Raw genomic sequence first — 19,002 nt, 5'->3', positions numbered from 1 at the left:
AATCGTGCCGGATCGTCTTCTTGCTTCGGCTTGCTCCAGACGGAGAGATGAGGATGGAGCGGGACCTGGTCCGGGAAGACCTCGCACACTCGTCACCAATCTGGGTCCTCAAGGTCGGGACCAGTGTGCTCGCGGCGCCCAATGGGACGCTGGATGAACGTCGCATTGCCAATCTCTCGGATCAGATTGCCGAGGTCGTCCAGTCTGGAAAACGTGTAGCCCTCGTCAGTTCGGGAGCCGTTGGAGCCGGAATCGGTCGCCTCGGGCTCGCAAGACGGCCGACCGACCTTCGCCACCTTCAGGCGGCTGCAGCCTCAGGGCAGGCGCACTTGATTCGGGCGTATGACGAGGCTTTCCGAAAGCATGGCTTCAGCGCAGCGCAACTCCTCTTGACTCGTTCGGACTTCGACGACCGCGCTCGTTACCTGAATGTCCGAAATACCCTGCTCACCCTCTTCGAATACGGATCGATCCCGATCATCAATGAGAACGACACGGTCAGCGTCGATGAGATCCGGTTCGGAGATAACGATTATCTCGCCGCCCTGGTGACCAATCTGCTCTCTGCGCCCTTGCTTGTCATTTTGAGCGTGGTGGATGGGCTTCTGCGGTGCGACCCTTCTCAGGCCGCAACTGTGACCTCGGGGAGTGGGAACGAGCCGATCCGAGTGATTCATGATCTTGATCAAGCCATTCAGGAACATGTGGGACCCGGACGAAGCCTTCTCGGTTCTGGAGGAATGAGGAGCAAGCTGGAAGCCGCCCGGCTGGTGGCCCGAGCCGGTGGATCGGTGATCATCACCTCCGGTTTGCGTTCTGACGCGATCCATCAAGTGCTCTATGGTCGCCCGATCGGCACCCTTATCCCTGCTTCTGGAGCGACCCAGCAGGCCCGACGCCGATGGATTGGTCTAACCGCCCGTCCGAGGGGCTTCCTCATTGTCGATGACGGCGCTCGGCTGGCCCTCGAATCAGGTCGGAGTAGTCTCCTGGCGATTGGGATCGTCGGTCTCGAAGGACAATTTCGGAAAGGAGATGTGGTCGGAATCCGGGACCTTCAGGGGCACGAATTTGCCCGAGGACTCTGCAATTATTCCCTCGAAGAAACCCAAGGGATCCAGGGCCTACGTACCGATCAGATTCAAGAACTCCGAGGACGTGTGGATTACGATGAAGTTATCCATCGGGATAATCTGGTTGTGCTCGGATAACCACATCTCACGGCAACAATCTCGGGAATTCGCTGACACCCCTGGACCCTCAATGCTAAAATTCTTGGTGTGCGCGAAGACGGATCACACGTTGAGGGTCTGCGACGGAGCGACGTCACCCACTCAACTCCCTAATGCTGGCATTCAATCCGAGGATCATCGCCATGCGAGGCCCCCATCGAGCGTGCACAGGAACGTTTTCCGCAGGAGGAGTCTTGCTGGTGGCGGTGTTCGTCATTGCTCCCTCGGTCCAGGCACAATTCAACGGCGATCCCTTCGATCCGTACCGAGCGTCTTTCCGCTCCTCGACCATTCCCATGGCCACCCAATTTGGACCCGGCAGGACCCGAGTGGTGACTCCTCCCGGAATGGGGAGTGTGCCTGGAATTGGGGTTCCCTGGGACGCCTCGTTTACCAACCCAACGTACTCGGCTCCCCCTCCGTCACGGTTCCGAAGTGCAGACTTCGATCTCCTCTCACCCTCGAACGACGTTTACCGCCGTTACGACGCGGAATTCGGTCGGGTCTATCGACCCAATGCCGAAGCCGACGAACAGTTCGCCCGGATGCAAGAGGCTCGGCAGGAACTGTATTTCCAGGCCATGCGGGAAACCGATCCCGAGCGGAAGGCAGAACTCCGAAAGCAGTTTGAGGACCTCAGCCGTCGGATCAGCCTCGGCATGTCCCCCTCCGCTCGTCGAGACTCAAGGGCTCCTCGAACCGACCGAGACGCGGCCCAGTCCCGAATTCCCGGCCAGACCGATGGTGGCACTGCGGAAGGCTTACCACGGACCGTTCGCTCCTACGAAGACCTCGCCCAGTGGTCGAGAGTCATCAACCGTCAGGCAGTCTCGGTGGGAATCGTTCGCCCCGACTCAAACTGAGCGGCCGCTGGCGTCTTGACGGGCGCATCTCGAACCTTACAATCATGCCGAGCGTTGAGGAACGTTGCGGAGATTCTCCGAACGTTTCTGACCTCGGCTTGTCGAATTGTTCGGTCGCGTCGCTCGGATCAGCATCCGAGAGATGGCTTGACCGAGCTTTTTTTTCGAACCTCTTGTGAAACTGTTCACAATCGGGCCGCAGTCACCTCGACTCAACAGACACCCGAAGCGACTGGGAGTGGACGAGTGGGCCTGGAATTCACACCGATCTTTCTGCTGATCCTCGTTGGGATTTCCGTGGCCGTAGGAATGCTCTCCATGAGCTATTTGTTGAGCCCCGGTCGCCGCAAGACCCCCTCAAACCGGGTCAAGCAGATGCCCTACGAGTCGGGGATGGACCCGATTGGCGATGCTCGGCAACGGTTCGATATTCGATACTATCTCGTGGCGATCGAGTTCCTCATCTTCGACGTGGAACTGCTTCTCCTCTACCCCTGGGCTGTTGGCCAGTGGCACCGTGACGAAACCTCGACCGCCCTCGGGGCGTCGTACGGCGTGCCGCTGGAATTAAGGACAATGGCCTTCTTCGGCGTACTGGCGTTCCTCGGAATTCTGGTCGCCGGATTCGCCTACACCTGGAAGAAGGGGGTTTACGAATGGCGATGACCCAGAATAACGGCGGCTCCGTTCCGGCTTCATCCCGCCCGGTTCTGACGAATCGTCCTGCCGCGGCCATGCCGGCCACCAAGGGCGGAATTGAGGTCCCTGAAAATGTCATTATGACGACTGTCGACTCGGTCGTCAGCGCTGCGAGGAAATACAGCCTCTGGCCCATGCCGTTTGCCACCGCCTGCTGCGGAATCGAATTGATGGCCGTCGGTGCCAGCCGTTTTGATATCTCTCGCTTCGGCGCTGAGGTCATGCGGTTCAGTCCTCGTCAGTGCGACCTGCTCATCGTTGCCGGCCGGGTGGCCATGAAGATGCTTCCGGTCTTGCAGCGTATCTGGCTGCAGATGCCCGAGCCAAAGTGGTCGATCAGCATGGGGGCCTGCGCCAGCACGGGAGGGATTTTCGACACCTATGCAGTCGTGCAAGGGGTCGACCGCTTTATCCCGATCGATGTCTACATCCCTGGTTGCCCACCTCGGCCAGAGCAAATTCTGAGGGCCTTGATGGACATGCAGGCCAAGATTCAGGCGGGCGGTTCGGTCTTTGGCACCGGCCTTCCAGAACTGGCTGAACGAGAAAAGATGCTTGCTGAGAAGCGAAATCTTCCTGCTGGCCTTGCCACCGCTCCCGAGCGAGGCGATGAGGGACGTTTCGGCTACAGATCTCCCGGTGGCGATGCCTTGCTTGGGATTGACGAAACCCGCTAACCTTCCGCTTGCTCGACCGACACTGAGCACCATGAGTTGAATCTTCGGAGCCGTTCATGAGCGAAGCGACCTCGATGACCTCGCATCCGATTGTCGACCAGTTGACCGAGCGATTCGGCGGGTCCTTGATCCGCTCGTCGACCTTTCGAGACAATCTCCGGGTGCTCGTCGATCGCTCGGCCCTCTTCGAGGTGCTTTCGTTCCTGAAGGACAACGCCGGTTACACGTTCCTTTCCGAACTGGGAGGGATCGACTATCTCGGGTACCCCGATCGCCAGGAGGGTTCCCGGTTCGAGGTTCACTACGTCTTGCTGAAGCAGGAAACCTCGGATCGCATCATCATCAAGGTAGGTGTCGATGACCCGGATCCCACGCTCCCTTCGGTCATGCCGCTCTGGGGAGGGGCGAATTGGATGGAGCGTGAAGTCTTCGACATGTACGGGATCCGATTCGATGGTCATCCCGACCTTCGTCGCATCCTGATGCCCGATGAGTTTACCTCCTACCCGTTGCGGAAAGATTATCCGCTTCGCGGTCGGGGTGAGCGACACAACTTCCCGAAGATCACCCGAGATCAGTCCTGAGCTTCGCCAGAACGGCAACCTGTGACATCGTTCGAAGCGATTCGCGTTTCCGAATCATTCCTTTTCCGGGCGTTTCGATCCCGGCACCGTCCAGCTTCCTACCCTAGCCGCGAGGTCCAGCAATGCCGGTTAATTTGCTCGAAGACGACCTCGACATGAACGTCGGGACGGGCGAGCACGAATATCACTGGACGCTCAACTTCGGCCCACAACACCCGGCCACTCATACGACACTGCGTCTCGTGCTTGAGCTCGATGGCGAGCGGATTGTCAAGGCGACGCCTCACATTGGCTATTTACACTCGGGCTTCGAGAAACTCGGCGAGCATCTGACGTTCAATCAGTATGTGACCGTTGCCGACCGCAAGAACTACATCAGCCCACCGATGAACGAGGTGGCCTGGCATCACGCGGTCGAGAAACTGCTTGATATTGAACTGACGCCGCGTTGCAAGTACATCCGCGTGATCATCGGCGAACTTTCCCGGATCAGCGACCACCTGCTTTGCACCGGGGCTGCTGCCCTCGACCTCGGTGCTTTCACGGCGTTTCTGTTCGCGTTCAACCTTCGCGAGATGATTTACGACGTCTACGAGCAGATGTCGGGCTATCGATTCCATCCGGGTTACACGCGCGTTGGTGGTGTCCTTTATGACTTCGACGACAAGGTTCTTCAGCGCATTGAGCGAGTCTTGCAACAGACTCCCAAGGTGCTCAAGGACATGGAAAAACTTCTCTTCCGCAACCGAATCTTTCTTGATCGGATGCGAGGCGTAGGCGTTTTGACCAAGGAGATGGCGATTAACCTCTCGTGCAGCGGGCCGATCGCCCGGGCAAGCGGGGTAACGTACGACCTTCGTAAGGACGAGCCGTATCTTGCCTACCCGGACTTCACGTTCCAGGTGCCTTACGCCACGGAAGGGGATTGCTACGCTCGCTTCCAGGTCCGCATGGAAGAAATGGTTCAGAGCCTTGAGATCATTCGTCAGGCAGTGAAAAACTTGCCCAGCGGGCCGGCCAATGTGCCGATTTCTGAGAAGTTTCCTTTGCCCGATAAAGGAACCGCTTACAACAGCATGGAAGGGTTGATCCAGCATTTTGAGCTGATCATGCCCAACCGAGGGCCGGACAGCCCTCGCGATGAAGTGTATGCCGCTGTTGAGAGTCCCAACGGCGAACTTGGGTACTATCTCGTCGCCGATGGTTCTCAGGTGGCCTGGCGGACCCGAACCCGCCCGCCGTCGTTCATTCACTTTGCCGTCTTCCCGCATCTGATTAAAGATCACTTGATCGCCGACGTCGTCGCGGTCCTGGGAAGTCTGAGTATCATCGCCGCGGAACTGGATCGCTGAGGAATCTTCGGAATCGTACTCAACGCTCCGCCCTTCGCCCTCGTTGAAGAAGGACCAAGTCGCCGATGCCCGCTGCCGAGAGTCCCAGCACCGCACCGTTGCTCAACGAGTCGATCCGGGAGAAAATCCGCGCCTACATCCCTCGGTATCCCGATAAGCGGGCGGTCACGCTCCCCGCGTTGCATATCGTCCACGAGCATCTCCGATGTGTCCCTTATCGGGCGATGGAAGAGATCGCCGAGATTCTCGATCTTCAACCGGCAGATGTTCATGACACGATGAGCTTCTACGGCTTTTTCCCCCAGGCACCGATCGGCGAAAAACGCCTCTGGCTTTGCCGGTCCATCTCATGCATGCTCCGGGGGGGAGACGAATTGCTTGGGGTCGCCTGTCAGGCGGCGGGTGTCGAGGGTCCTGGGCAAACGACCCCGGACGGGGCCTTGACTGTTGAGTTTGCCGAGTGCCTTGGGATTTGCGATCATGCCCCGGCCGCACTGTGCGATGACGGACGCATTTACGGACCACTCGACGAAGCGAAGGTTGCCGAGATGATTCAGGATGTGCGGGACCCTTCCCGTGCTCCTGCACCCGAGGGTTGATCGACTCGTCGGTTCCAGAAAGACCTTTCGCGACACTCAACTGGCCGCCCATAAACGAACGATCTGGGAGCGTGACGACCGTGGCATCCTTCGAACCCGTCTTGACGCGAAACTTCGAGATTGAGAACAGTCAATCGCTCGAGGTCTATGAGTCTCGCGGCGGTTACAAGGCCGCTCGCAAGGCCTTGACCTCCATGTCCCCGGATGAGGTGGTGCAACTCGTCAAGGATTCCGAGTTGCGGGGACGAGGCGGCGCAGGGTTCCCAACTGGTCTGAAATGGACGTTTCTCCCCAAAGACCGCCAGCAGACGTTCATGTGCGTCAATGGCGATGAGAGCGAGCCGGCGACGTTCAACAACCGGTACTTGTTGGAGCGTGACCCACACCAGATGATCGAGGGGATCATCATCTCCTGCTTTGCCACCAAGGCGAGCACCGCTTACCTCTACAATCGCTTCGAATACATCACCGCCACTCGAATCATGGAGAAGGCAATCGCGGAGGCGAAGAAGGCTGGTTATCTCGGCAAGAACATCTTCGGATCGGGCTTTGATCTGGAGATTTACGTTCACCGAGGCGCTGGAGCGTACATCTGCGGTGAAGAAACGGGCTTGATCGAAAGTCTTGAAGGAAAGCGGGGATGGCCTCGGATCAAGCCCCCGTTTCCGGCGGTTGAGGGCGCGTTTCGCAAGCCGACCGTGGTGAACAACATCGAAACCCTCTGCTGCGTTCCTCATATTGTCGAGCGAGGGGTTGATTGGTTCAAGTCAATCGGCACTCCAAAAAGCTACGGGCCGAAGCTGTATACGATTTCCGGCCATGTCAACAAGCAGGTCTGCGTGGAACTTCCCCTCGGCGTGACGACTCGCCAGCTGATCGAGGAACACGGCGGAGGGGTCTGGAAAGGTCGAAAGGCCAAGGCTGCAGTCCCTGGGGGCATCAGCATGGGGCTGTTGAGTGCGGACGAACTGGATGTTCCGCTCGATTTTGAGGAGATCCGGAAAACCGGCTGCCTCGGCCTCGGCACTGCCGCAGTGACCGTCGTTGATGACCATACGCCCATTATGGACGTGCTCTACAATACCTGTCGTTTCTTTGCTCACGAAAGCTGTGGGCAATGCACACCGTGCCGTGAGGGAACGACATGGTTCTACAAGACCATGAAGCGCATCAAGGCCGGTGGTGGTCGCCTCGAAGATCTCGAGGTGATGGGTCAACTGGCAAACAACATGGGTCTGACTCCTGGCACGACCATCTGTGGTCTCGCCGATGGAGCTGCCTGGCCGATCAAGAATGCCCTTGCCAAGTTCCGGCCCGAACTTGAAGCGTACATCCGTACGCATCAACATCCTGATGCGAGACCGACTTCGCTTCAGGAGGCGATTTACCAGGGTGCGTTGCCTTCTCGGCTTGGCTCTGGTTCTCCTGTGCCGCTGGCCTTGGTGGAAGCCCCTGCGAATAGTCCTCGTTTGTCGCCCGGGGCTTGATCGCCGACTCCGATTCTTCCCTGATTTGACCGCTCACGCTCTGCACGGTTCCCAGACGCCCAGGACCTTCGATGGCCACCATCATCATCAACGGTACGGAGTACACGCTGCCCGAGGGCGAGCGGCTGAACGCCATTCAGGCGGCACAGCGGTTCGGGATCGAGATCCCGTACTACTGTTGGCATCCCGCCCTCTCCGTCGTGGCCAATTGTCGGATGTGTGAGATCCAGGTCGGCGCGAAGGATCCGAAGACCGGGGAGATCAAGATGATCCCCAAAATGGTCCCCGGTTGCCAGACGCCGGCGAAAGATGGGACCGTGATCGTCACCGATAGCCCTGAAGTACAGGCGCATCAGTCGATGATCATGGAATATCTCCTGATCAACCACCCGCTTGACTGCCCCGTCTGTGACCAGGCAGGGCAGTGCGGGTTGCAAGATTACAGTTTCAAGCATGGTCAGTCGGTCCACCGGTTTGTGGAAGAGCGGACCATCAATCCTCGCAAGGACGTTTCGGATCAGATTCAGCTGAACATGGACCGGTGCATTATGTGCACCCGTTGTGTCCGGTTCACCCGAGAGATCACCGGGACCAACGAGCTCCAGGTTGAGCGTCGCGGCAATCACGCGGAGATCACCACCTTCCCCGATCGCCCGCTTGACAATCCGCTCGCCGGGAACGTGGTCGACCTTTGCCCGGTCGGAGCCCTGCTCGACAAGGATTTCCTCCACAGGCAGCGGTTCTGGTTCAATGACCAACATAAATCGGTCTGCACTCGTTGCTCTACCGGTTGTAACATCACCGCTGAGGAGAACCGCGGGAAAATCTGGCGCTTGAGGGCGAGATTTAACCCGAAGGTCAACGATTACTGGATCTGTGACGAGGGTCGGTACAGTTATAAGTCGGCCAACGATCCCAATCTCCTGCCGGGAATGTTTGTCCGCGAGGGGGCAAGTTTGCAGGAAGCGCCGGTGGACCGCGCACTCGATACAGCTCGAACGCGATTGAAGGAGATTGCGACTCAAGGGGGCCGGATCGCCGCCGTGGTTTCCCCCTTCTTAACCGTCGAGGAATCCTATCTCCTTTGCTCTTACGTCAAGGGTCTGAATCCATCGGCTCAACTGGTGCTCGGACCTTACTCGGTTGTGGGAGAGAATGTGGTATTCACTCCCGATCAGCGAGCCGGGCGTACGGGAGACACCTCCTTTGTGGTTCCTCGTCCCTTCACCATTCATGCCGAAAAGTGCCCGAATCGGAACGGTGTGGAACGCATCCTGACCCATTTCCAGGGTTCGGTGAAGACGTTTCAACAGTTCCGCGTCGAGTTGGGCACTCAACCGCTCGACGCACTGTTCATCACCGGAGGCGGTCATGACCCGGTGTACGAAGGCCCGGAAATGATCGCCTTGAGGGAGGCGGCCAAGTTCCTGGTGGTTCAAGACGTATGGCCGACTGATCTTGCAGGCCTTGCGGATGTGATTCTTTCGTCGGCGACCTTTGCCGAAAAAGCTGGCTGCTATGTCAACTCATCAGGTCGCTTGCAATATGCGTCTGCGTCACTACCGCCTCGTGACGGCAGCTTGCCTGATCTTGATCTCCTGGCGATTTTGATGGAACGTCCTGGCGGTGGTCCGGTCTCCTCCGGCGACGTTCTGGCTGAATTGGCCAGCAAGGTCCCCGGTTTCGAGGCCGTGAACCGGCTCGAAGGTCAGTTCCCTGAATTCGGGCTCCTTCTCGATGAGGAGGAGACTCCCATTCCAGGCATGGCGTTTTATGTTGACCCCTGGCATGCTCCTCGAGGTAAGGTCACCCTGGCTCGATGATCGACCGTCACACGTGACGCGATGCATTGACTTTCCATCCGTGATGCCAATCGAAGGAAGAATCGGGCTATGGCGACCTGGCAGTTTCTTGTCATCCTGGTGAAGATCGTTCTGATTGTTGGCATTTTCCAGGGTGCCGTGGCGTACATGATTATGCTTGAACGCAAGATCGCAGCCTGGGCACAAGACCGCGTCGGCCCGAACCGGGCTGGTCCGTTCGGTCTGCTTCAGCCGCTCGCGGATGGCGCGAAGATGTTGCTGAAAGAGGATGTGATCCCCGGGTACGTGAATCGACCGCTCTATATCCTCGCTCCGGCGATCGCCATCGTTGCCGCCACGATCGGGTTCGCAGTCGTGCCATTTGGCCCGGTCGGAACTGATGCTCCCACGGTGAGTGGGCACGCGATCGAATTTCAGATTGCTCCAAACGTTGACATCGGGATTCTCTATGTCTTTGCGATCGGTAGTCTTGCAGTCTACGCCGTGATCCTCGGGGGCTGGGCCTCGAACAACAAGTACTCCTTCCTCGGCGGTTTGCGGAACAGTGCTCAAATTATCAGTTATGAAATCCCGCTTGGTCTTTCCGTGCTCGGGATGATCATGATGGCTCGCTCTCTCGACCTGGGCGAGATCATGGCCTGGCAAGAGCAGAATGGCTTGGGATTCATCCCTGCCTGGGGCATTTTGGTCCAACCTCTTGGCTGCCTCATCTTCCTGATTAGTGCCTTTGCCGAGACGAATCGCCTACCTTTCGACCTTGCCGAGGCCGAGCAGGAACTTGTTGGTGGTTTTCACACCGAATATTCGGCGATGAAATTCGGCATGTTCTTTCTTGGCGAATACCTGCATGTGATCACCGTCAGCTTCCTGATGTCCATCCTTTTTCTAGGAGGTTGGGATCCCCTGTTCTTTGACCTGGGCTCGAACGGTTGGATTTCGGCGGTCATCAAGGTCGGCGTCCTCTTCTTCAAGGTCTTCCTCATGGTCGTCTTCATCATGTGGATTCGCTGGACCTTGCCGCGATTCCGATACGATCAACTTATGAACCTTGCCTGGAAGGCACTGATTCCCTTGGCCTTGCTCAATCTCATCGTCACCATGATCTTGCTTCAACTCTTCCGGGGTATCGGCTGAGCGCAGCGGACACTCCCGAATTCATTCACTCCCGGAGGACTCTCGTGAAACTGGACGACCCGAACCTCAAGCGTCTTGAGCCCCCGAAGCTCACACTGTTTGAGAAAACCTATCTTCCTCAGATTCTCGGCGGACTTGTTGTGACTGGCCGTCACATCCTCGGCGCGGCGGTTGGTGGCAAGGCCATTACCGTCCAGTACCCTGAGGAACAGCACGTTCCCTCGGCGAATTATCGTGGCGTCCACCGCTTAAACAAGGATGAGCAAGGGCGCGTTAAGTGTGTTGCCTGCATGCTCTGCGCTACCGCTTGCCCCGCCCATTGTATCGATATTGTCGGAGCCACAGCCCCTCCCGAGTGGGAAGACCGTGAGAAATACCCCGAGAGTTTCGTGATCGATGAGCTCCGTTGTATCTATTGCGGTATGTGCGAGGAAGCCTGTCCTGTCGATGCCATCGAACTGACTGGGTTGTACGACCTGACCGGCCTCAGCCGTGAAGAGATGATCTACGACAAGACCAAGCTTCTCTCAGTCTTTGATATGACCAAGGACGCTGAGCCGATGCAATCGGGTAATCCACCGGCCACCCTTGCCTTGCCCACCTCGCCGCTCGAACCCGAGGGTCCTGGCCCTCGACCTTCCTCCTCCGCTGGCATCCCCCCCAGGAGCTGATCCGTGACGCTGCTCGACACTCGGGACTTTGGCTGGATCCTGGCGATCGTCGTACTCGGCTGGGCTGGCTTGTGGCTCCTGTTGCCTCACCGTCACGGCGGTTCGAGAACAACACGGATCACCTCTGTGGGAGCGCTCCTGGCTGGGATCGCCCTCCTCCTCATCATGCCGCTCCTGACTCCACCGGGTCCACTCCTTCCGACCTTGTTTTTCTATGCGTTCAGCCTGCTCTCATTCATCGGCGCAGTCTTGATGATCACCGCTCGCGACCCCGTCTATTCGGCACTCTGGTTTGCAACCGTGGTGCTTGCAAGTTCGGGGCTTTTTTTGCTCGCGGGAGCACAGTTTCTGGCAGCAGGAACGGTCATTGTCTATGCCGGGGCAATCATCGTGACGTTCTTGTTCGTCTTGATGCTTGCTCAATCCCACGGTCAAGCAATTTACGATCGAAGTGCTCGTCGTCCGTTGGCGTCCTCCTTCACAAGTCTCTTGCTCCTTGGAGCGTTAATCGCTTCAATCATCGCCACAGGATCCGGTGTGACTCCCGAGACGCCCTCACCCCTAGTTTCGGTCAATGAGCTGATCGCGCAGGATCCGTCTACTCATCCCGTGGCGCTGGTAGCTTCCACCGCAGTTCGGGAAACTGCCCGACTTCCCGAGCCCGTTGAGTTCGGCCAGCGCCCCCCCCACGTGGCTGGGCTAGGCGGCACGCTTTTCTCTGATCATTTGTTGACCGTAGAGGTGATTGGCCTGCTTCTCTTCATCGCACTGATTGGTGCCGTTGCGATCGCAACACCACGAACCCCGGTTCGCCCCGATCGCTCCGGTAACCCAACCCCCGATGCCCCGACAGCCCCTGCCGGAACTGCCTAACGCGTGAGCTGGTTCGATTTTCACGGAGCGAGAGAAACCGAGTGAGGCCCATTGATCCATGCCGGACTACGCATTTTCTTTTGATCAGCTCTCGAACTACCTGATCATCGGCGCCGTGCTGATGTCGCTGGGCATGCTCGGGTTTCTTTCCCGAAGAAACCTGATTGTCATGTTTCTCTCAGCCGAAATGATGCTCCAGGGCACCGCCTTGACCCTTGTCGCGTTCAGCCGATTCCACGGGAACTGGACAGGGCAGGTCTTCACGATTGTGATGCTTACCGTTGCCGCCAGTGAAGCCGCCTTGGCCCTCGCCCTGATTTTGGTTCTCTTCAACCGAAATCGCTCACTCGATATCTCGCTTTGGCAAGGCCTCCGAGAGTCCGGCTTGCCCGAATCGTTGGAGACGGACAAGGCCGAGCCTTACGTCCCCCTGCCTGGTCCAGAAAGTTATCCGAACCTGACACCGTCCGGCGTGGAACCGCCGCACCCTCGCCAGCCTTGGGAGCAACGTCGTGGTTGAGTCGCTGATCCGCAACGTCTGGCTGATCCCGCTATTGCCCCTTCTGGGCGGGCTCATCGCCTTCGTCGGCGGCCGGCGACTGCAGGGCTGGAACCACCTGCCAGTCATCGCTGGAATCGCCCTTTCGTTCCTGCTCAGTCTCACGATCCTTCTGGGAACCGATGGGTCTGAAGTCACCCAGGTCTACACCTGGATCAACATTGATCAGTCGATCGATTCAGACCAAGCCTCTAAGGTCAATCTCCGAGACGCTTCCTTGATGGTTCCGATCGAGTTCCGAGTGGATGGTCTTACGACCATGATGCTCGGGATGGTGACATTCGTTGCGTCACTTGTCGCCATCTTTGCCGCAGGTTACATGGCAGGAGATCCGGGTTATCCTCGGTTCTTTTTCGTGTTCGGCCTCTTCGTCTTTTCGATGACGGGGCTCGTTCTCTCAAGCAATTTTCTGCTCACATACGCCTTTTGGGAAGGTGTTGGGGTGTGCAGTTATTTGCTGATTGGTTTCTGGTATGCAAAACCCGAAGCCGCTGAGGCGGCCAAGAAAGCCTTTCTCGTCAACCGGATTGGCGACCTTGGATTCGCAATCGCCCTGTTTCTTCTCTGGACCTACGCGCCGAACCATGACCTCAGCTATTCGAACATCCTGAGTCTGGAAACCCGGAATCTGCTTGCCTCCACTCCGCTCTTTCTTGGACAGTCGGCGCTGTTCTGGGTTGTGCTCCTACTGTTCTGGGCGGCCACGGCCAAGAGCGCTCAGATTCCGCTTTATGTCTGGCTCCCCGACGCGATGGAAGGTCCGACCCCTGTTTCGGCCCTCATCCATGCGGCAACAATGGTCACGGCAGGTGTTTATCTGCTGGCTCGATCAAGTCTGTTGCTTGCCGCGGAACCCGGTCTCCAGGTGGTCGTATCGATCATCGGTTGTGCAACTGCACTTCTCGCCGCCTTGATCGCTCTGACCCAAACGGATTTGAAGCGTGTTCTGGCCTACTCGACGGTGAGTCAGCTCGGCTTTATGTTCATGGGTTTAGGAGCCGCAGTGGGCCATATCGCTCAGTTTGCCGTGATTGCAGCGGTATTCCACCTCTTCACGCACGCGTTCTTCAAGGCCTTGCTCTTCCTCGGATCCGGTTCGGTCATGCACGCGATGGGCGGTGTGATCGACATGAGACAGTTTAGTGGGCTTCGCCATCGACTCCCTTACACCTGCTGGACCTTTGCGATCGGAGCGCTGGCCCTTTGTGGTCTGTTCCCGCTTGCCGGGTTCTGGAGCAAGGATGAGATCCTGGCCGCACTGAGTGCTGCGTCTCATGATGAGAGTGTCAAGTATGCCAACCTCTATCTCGGAATCTACTGGGTTGCCACATTCACGGCACTGTTGACTGCTTTCTATACCGGCCGAGCCTTCTTCATGACCTTTTGGGGGCCGGAGAAATTGCCCAGCCCCAACGATCCGCATTCAGCCTCCCTTTCTTCTCACGATGCACCTTCCATATCGGGTGGAGCAGCCTTTGGCGTTGATACTCCCGCCCCGGAGTCTCCTGAACTCGCTCGCTACGAATCTGCGATGGGTGCTCATCGAACTGAGCCTCATGCTCACGGCAGTCCTGAAACCAGTGGCACGACGCATCATCCTTCCGGGGGTTCCTCTCACGAACCGGTTTCTCAGGACGGTCATCATCACGGTGCGGATCCTCATCACGGTCACGACTCACATTTCGGACATGAATCACCGCCCATCATGATTGTTCCGCTCATGATTCTTGCCGTGTGTGCCGTCCTTGTCGGGGTCATCTTCGGCCCGACCACTCACTGGTTTGCTCACCACGTTGAGGCAACCCCGACATTCGATCTGCTTGAGCATGACAAGCATAAATTTGACTGGGCAACTGCAATCACAGGAACGTTGGCTGCCCTGATCGGTCTCGGTCTGAGCATCATCATGTATGCTCGACCTTCCGAGCTCCCTGGCAAAATTTCGAGCTCCATCCGGCCACTGGCCAATGCTTCGTGGAACAAGTTTTATGTGGACGAAGCATATGCCATGTTGGTCGTCGCGCCCACGAGACTGCTTGCAACCATCAGTCGATATTTCGATGTCTACGTCATTGATGGTCTGGTGAAGTTTGTGGCCTTTGTGCCTCGACTCATCGGCCAGGACGCCCTTCGGCCACTCCAAAATGGATTGGTTCAGTCCTATGCGATTGTCACCGCCATGGGGATCGCCGCACTCCTGATACTTTTGATGTTCGTCGGCTGATGCCTCAAACACTGTTCGTTTGATCCGATCCAAGCACTCCGCATTGATCCGAGGTGAGAAGGAATCCGAGATGGCAACCCTCCTGGTAATCACGGTCTTGCTCCCTCTCCTTGGGGGGCTCGTGCTGCTACTCGCGCCCAGGCTTGACCATACCGTCGCCCGATCGGGTGCCCTGGTGACGACCCTGATCACGCTCGCCCTCTCGCTCATCCTGACCTTCGCGTTTCAGGTCGGCTCAGCAGACCCTCAGTTCTCAACACAATCGAGCGAGGGGCATTATGGTCTTCCCTGGGTTTCCCTCGGAGACGGGTCGGGTATCCGGTTTGCGATGGGGCTCGACGGACTGGGGCTTTCTCTGTTTACCCTCACCGCGTTGCTGATGATTACAGCGGTCTTCTCGTCCTGGTCCTCCATCGTAGATCGTTCTCCCACATATTACGCACTGCTCCTATTCCTCGAAACCGGGCTTCTTGGGCTGTTCGCCAGCCTGGATGTTGTTTTGTTCTACATCTTCTTCGAGTTCACCCTGATCCCCTTGTTCTTCCTTGTGGGGCTTTTCGGTGGACCGGAACGAAAACGTGCATCCATCACCTTTTTCTTGTACACGCTGGCTGGAAGTTTGTTGACCTTGCTCGGTGTGATTGCACTGATTGTCGTTCATTACAAATACACACCTGAGCACGTTTTGACTTTCTCCATCCCTGAGTTGACTTCCGGGTTGGCGAATCTTCCCTGGGATGATTGGAACAACACCCGAACGATTGTCGGACCGGACGGGTATGGAACGTTCTTGCTCCAACCCCAGGTTCTGATTTTCTTACTTCTATTTGCCGGGTTTGCCATCAAGGTTCCCCTTTTTCCCTTCCACACGTGGCTGCCACTGGCTCACGTCGAAGCTCCCACGGCGGGTTCCGTCTTGCTCGCGGGTGTTTTGCTTAAGGTTGGCGGTTACGGTTTCCTCCGTTTCAATCTGGCCATGACACCGATGGGAGCCTCTGCCCTCGCCCCCATGTTGGTCACAATCGCTGTCATCGGGATTCTCTATGGAGCACTGACTGCCCTGGCACAGTCTGACGTGAAACGACTCGTTGCATACAGCTCGGTCAGCCACATGGGTTTCATCGCGCTGGGGTTGTTCTCGATGACCTTGGTGAGTGTCGATGGTGCCGTGCTTCAAATGATCAATCACGGTCTGACCACCGGGGCGCTCTTTGCTTGTGTTGGAATTCTCTACGAGCGATACCACACGAGAGAGATGAGCCAGATGGGCGGGGTCTGGAACCGGATGCCCTTGCTTGCCTTCTTCTTGATCCTCGCATCACTCGGTTCGGCTGCGGTTCCGGGCCTGAACGGGTTCGTCGGAGAGTTTCCCATTCTCGTCGGAACCTTTGCCCGATTCCCCGTCGCTGCGGTGTTCGCTGGCTTCGGGATCATTCTCGGCGCCTATTATCTCTTCGTGATGCTTCAACGTGTAGTCTTCGGTCCGCTTCGAGAGCCAGAGCAGCACGGCCACGGGCATTCTCACCAGCCCCAGGTTCCTCCGGTGCAGTGGTACGAAATCGCCGGGCTGGCACCATTGTTGATCCTCATCGTATTGATTGGCGTTTATCCCAAACCGTTCTTTGACCGGATCACTCCTTCGATCGAGCCAATTGTCGCTCGTTTCCCTGAGGTGGGAGTGGCTCGGTCCGCTGATTCGACACAGACCGTCACGGCCGAGCGCGACACAGTGCCGCCTCGAGCCTTTCTCGCCGGACCGGCGCAGGTGATCGCCCAATGACTCCCGATCAGTCGGAAACACTCTCGCGGACACTCCTGATCTTGCTGCCGGAAATCGTTCTCTCGATCTCCGCCGCGACCATCATGGTGGCAGGTCCATTCGTGCGATGGGGGCGGTCTCTCTGGGCTGGACTCTCAGGCGCAGCAATCGTTGCTTCGCTCGTAACCCTGCTCGCAATTGCACGGTTTGACACGACTGACTTCGTTTACGGAGCGGTCGCTCTGAATGACGCCCTCTCCCTCTATTCGAGACTAGCCTTTCTCCTAACGGGTCTGATTTTACTTGCACTCGGTTCAAACCAAATCGGAGATGATCGAGCCCCCGAGTTTTTCGGCGCGATCCTCTTTATTATCGCGGGTTCGATGCTGGTGAGTGCGGCGAATGAGCTGGTCTTTCTCTTTGTCGGACTCGAACTGATCTCGATCCCGACCTACCTCTTGCTCTACTTGCCCAGGCGTGATCGACAGGCTCAAGAAGCTGCGACGAAGTACTTTTTCTTGAGTGTCTTCTCAACAGGCTTACTGCTCTTCGGATTTGCCTATCTCTATGGGTTGACCGGCGTCACGAATCTCAAAGCGTTGGCGTTCCTGATGCATGAGGGTGACGGCATCATCACCTCCGGAAACGTCACGTTCGGACTCATTGCGGTTGTGTTCATCACCGCTGGGCTCGGCTTTCGGGTCGCCGCAGTACCGTTTCACTTTTATGCTCCCGACGTTTATCAGGGGGCTCCCACCATCATCACCGCCCTGCTTGCCTGGATTCCCAAGGGTATCGGCTTTGTGGCGATGCTCCGCGTCCTCACCTCGGTGGTCAGTGTGGGTGATCCAATGCTCGCGGAGCGTGCGGTATTCCTGGCATGGATCATCGCTGCGACAACCTTGGTGCTCGGCAATACGGTTGCCTTGGTCCAGACCAACCTCAAGCGCCTGTTCGCCTATTCTTCGATTGCCCATGCCGGTTATCTGATGATTGGTATTGCGGCGGCGTTTGCCACGGTCGAAGATCCTTCGAATCTCGGAGCTAATTCAGGGGCCGAAGGGATTCTCTTTTACCTGGCCGCCTATGCGTTGATGACGCTGGGAGCCTTCGGGGTGATCCTCCTTCTTGAAGCTGCTGGTGAGCGAGCGGAGACGATCGATGACCTTTCCGGTCTGTCTCGCACTCGACCCCTTCTGGCTCTTGCCATGGCACTCTGTCTGTTCAGCCTTGCCGGAGTTCCACCGCTTGCGGGATTCTGGGGCAAGTTCTTTATCTTCGTTTCCGCATGGAATACAGAGCCGATCCAGGGGATCCCCTCGCTTCGTCTTCTGGCGTTGATCGGTGTCATCAATGCGGCCGTGGGTGCCTATTATTACTTGCGAATCGTCGCAGCCATGTATTATGGTTCCCCTGCTGAGACCCCAAGCTCAACGGAACGATCTCGACCCACCTGGCCCAATCTGGCGGCAGTTGGTGCCTGTGCGGTGTTGAGTCTGGTGCTTGGCTGCATTCCCTGGCCTTTGCAAACGGCAAGTCGTCAGGCTGCAGTTTCTGCCATCTACCAACCATCACCGACTCGAATCAACGCATCCCCAGACGAAAGTGTAACTGACAATCTCGCTCGCTTCGAGGGGATGACAAATCGCTGAGCTCTCGAACTCTTTGCTGAGCGACGTTCGCAACGAAGGTCGCTCAGCATTTTATTATCTGTATCCTTATCCTTGACCTACCTCATTCGCTTGCTGAGTTCATGAAGCGAACGGGCGTGAAGTTGTCGGACAGCGCCTTCCGTTCGCTCCATAATCTCACCAATTTGGGTGAAACTTAGACCTTTCCGATAGTACAGTTCGATGACCTGCTGATAGTGCTTTGGCAGGGTTTTCATGGCTCGATCAATACCCTGGAGCCGTTCCCGACGATCCAGCACCGAACTCGGTGAAGGGCCCGGATCGGTCATCTTCGGATCACTCATCTGAGATTTCACTTCGATTGGGCGTTCACGATTCAGGTCACGCTTGATCGTGCGATATTTCAGATGCAGGTTCTGGATATTGCGTTTTAAAACCCTTTTGAGCCACCCGCGCATTTCGCTTTCGGTCATTCCGTGGAAGCGATCCAGGTCTCGCTGTGCTTCAACGATCGTCTCTTGGACGATATCAGACGGAGCTTCACGTGCCTGAATCGCCTGATTCACTTCCTCATTTGCGATCGTTAGCATCATTTTTCGAAAGAGCTGAACAACGAGCCAACGAGCTTCGGTCGATCCATCACGAGCTTCTCGAAGCAACTGATGGAAGTGGATGTCAGGAGGCGTTTGAGGAGCGATAAAAGGCATCAGACAGCTCCGTTAGTTCCTACCTGGTTCGGAGATCGTGTTACGAAGATGATGATGAATCTGGTAAACCTCATGGCACTATTGAGTGAAACCTTGGACACTGTCAAGTCTCCTCTAGTGCACCGGGT

The 19,002-nt window shown here is 57.1% G+C and carries 17 protein-coding genes; 16 read left to right on the top strand and 1 reads right to left on the bottom strand.

The genetic code is table 11. The features are described from left to right. Nucleotides 1-53 precede the first annotated feature (53 nt). The 16 genes from proB (at nucleotide 54) to HG800_RS23985 (ending at nucleotide 18,188) form a co-directional block, all read left to right on the top strand. Entirely contained in the window at nucleotides 54-1,211 is a 1,158-nt protein-coding gene (gene proB / locus HG800_RS24060; protein WP_235963929.1) for a glutamate 5-kinase, read from the top strand. 164 nt (nucleotides 1,212-1,375) lie between these two features. Then, a complete protein-coding gene (locus HG800_RS24055; RefSeq protein ID WP_169980383.1) occupies nucleotides 1,376-2,095 on the top strand; it encodes a hypothetical protein in 720 nt (239 codons plus the stop codon). A gap of 318 nt (nucleotides 2,096-2,413) precedes the next feature. Next, nucleotides 2,414-2,761: an NADH-quinone oxidoreductase subunit A gene (locus HG800_RS24050; protein ID WP_235963928.1), complete on the top strand. Its 348-nt coding sequence runs from the start codon at nucleotides 2,414-2,416 to the stop codon at nucleotides 2,759-2,761. Between the two features lie 68 nt (nucleotides 2,762-2,829). Then, nucleotides 2,830-3,471, top strand: coding sequence for an NADH-quinone oxidoreductase subunit B (locus HG800_RS24045; RefSeq protein WP_390622662.1), 642 nt, complete (start codon nucleotides 2,830-2,832; stop codon nucleotides 3,469-3,471). Nucleotides 3,472-3,527: 56 nt separating this feature from the next. Next, nucleotides 3,528-4,055 (top strand): NADH-quinone oxidoreductase subunit C, encoded by a 528-nt coding sequence (locus tag HG800_RS24040; protein WP_206352428.1) that lies wholly within the window; start codon nucleotides 3,528-3,530, stop codon nucleotides 4,053-4,055. A gap of 122 nt (nucleotides 4,056-4,177) precedes the next feature. After that, on the top strand, nucleotides 4,178-5,407 hold the full coding sequence (nuoD, locus tag HG800_RS24035; RefSeq protein WP_169980377.1) for an NADH dehydrogenase (quinone) subunit D: 1,230 nt from the start codon (nucleotides 4,178-4,180) through the stop codon (nucleotides 5,405-5,407). Between the two features lie 65 nt (nucleotides 5,408-5,472). Next, nucleotides 5,473-6,006, top strand: a complete 534-nt coding sequence (locus tag HG800_RS24030) for an NADH-quinone oxidoreductase subunit NuoE family protein (RefSeq protein WP_169980375.1) — start codon at nucleotides 5,473-5,475, stop codon at nucleotides 6,004-6,006. An 80-nt stretch (nucleotides 6,007-6,086) separates the two neighbouring features. After that, nucleotides 6,087-7,493: an NADH-quinone oxidoreductase subunit NuoF gene (gene nuoF / locus HG800_RS24025; RefSeq protein WP_169980373.1), complete on the top strand. Its 1,407-nt coding sequence runs from the start codon at nucleotides 6,087-6,089 to the stop codon at nucleotides 7,491-7,493. A gap of 71 nt (nucleotides 7,494-7,564) precedes the next feature. Next, entirely contained in the window at nucleotides 7,565-9,316 is a 1,752-nt protein-coding gene (locus tag HG800_RS24020) for a molybdopterin-dependent oxidoreductase (RefSeq protein WP_169980370.1), read from the top strand. A gap of 69 nt (nucleotides 9,317-9,385) precedes the next feature. Continuing rightward, the gene (gene nuoH, locus HG800_RS24015; RefSeq protein WP_169980368.1) at nucleotides 9,386-10,450 is read left to right on the top strand and encodes an NADH-quinone oxidoreductase subunit NuoH; all 1,065 of its coding nucleotides are present in this window, start codon (nucleotides 9,386-9,388) and stop codon (nucleotides 10,448-10,450) included. Nucleotides 10,451-10,494: 44 nt separating this feature from the next. Then, complete coding sequence (locus HG800_RS24010; RefSeq protein WP_169980366.1) at nucleotides 10,495-11,121, top strand: NuoI/complex I 23 kDa subunit family protein; 627 nt, start codon at nucleotides 10,495-10,497, stop codon at nucleotides 11,119-11,121. Nucleotides 11,122-11,124: 3 nt separating this feature from the next. Then, nucleotides 11,125-11,994 (top strand): NADH-quinone oxidoreductase subunit J family protein, encoded by an 870-nt coding sequence (locus HG800_RS24005; protein ID WP_315852100.1) that lies wholly within the window; start codon nucleotides 11,125-11,127, stop codon nucleotides 11,992-11,994. Between the two features lie 58 nt (nucleotides 11,995-12,052). Beyond that, nucleotides 12,053-12,514, top strand: coding sequence for an NADH-quinone oxidoreductase subunit NuoK (nuoK, locus tag HG800_RS24000; RefSeq protein WP_169980364.1), 462 nt, complete (start codon nucleotides 12,053-12,055; stop codon nucleotides 12,512-12,514). Next, nucleotides 12,507-14,777, top strand: a complete 2,271-nt coding sequence (gene nuoL, locus HG800_RS23995; RefSeq protein WP_169980362.1) for an NADH-quinone oxidoreductase subunit L — start codon at nucleotides 12,507-12,509, stop codon at nucleotides 14,775-14,777. Before nuoK ends, nuoL begins: the two co-directional genes overlap by 8 nt. A gap of 70 nt (nucleotides 14,778-14,847) precedes the next feature. Beyond that, nucleotides 14,848-16,557, top strand: a complete 1,710-nt coding sequence (locus tag HG800_RS23990) for a complex I subunit 4 family protein (protein ID WP_169980360.1) — start codon at nucleotides 14,848-14,850, stop codon at nucleotides 16,555-16,557. Continuing rightward, nucleotides 16,554-18,188, top strand: a complete 1,635-nt coding sequence (locus tag HG800_RS23985) for an NADH-quinone oxidoreductase subunit N (protein WP_169980358.1) — start codon at nucleotides 16,554-16,556, stop codon at nucleotides 18,186-18,188. Before HG800_RS23990 ends, HG800_RS23985 begins: the two co-directional genes overlap by 4 nt. A 77-nt stretch (nucleotides 18,189-18,265) precedes the next feature. Here HG800_RS23985 and HG800_RS23980 read toward each other — a convergent pair whose 3' ends face one another. Then, on the bottom strand, nucleotides 18,266-18,874 hold the full coding sequence (locus HG800_RS23980; RefSeq protein WP_169980356.1) for a sigma-70 family RNA polymerase sigma factor: 609 nt from the start codon (nucleotides 18,872-18,874) through the stop codon (nucleotides 18,266-18,268). Nucleotides 18,875-19,002: the final 128 nt, after the last annotated feature.

It is taken from the genome of Tautonia rosea (genome assembly GCF_012958305.1).
Lineage (GTDB): Bacteria > Planctomycetota > Planctomycetia > Isosphaerales > Isosphaeraceae > Tautonia > Tautonia rosea.
Note: the sequence above shows the minus strand (reverse complement) of the source record. Positions and strands in the feature narration are given on the sequence as shown.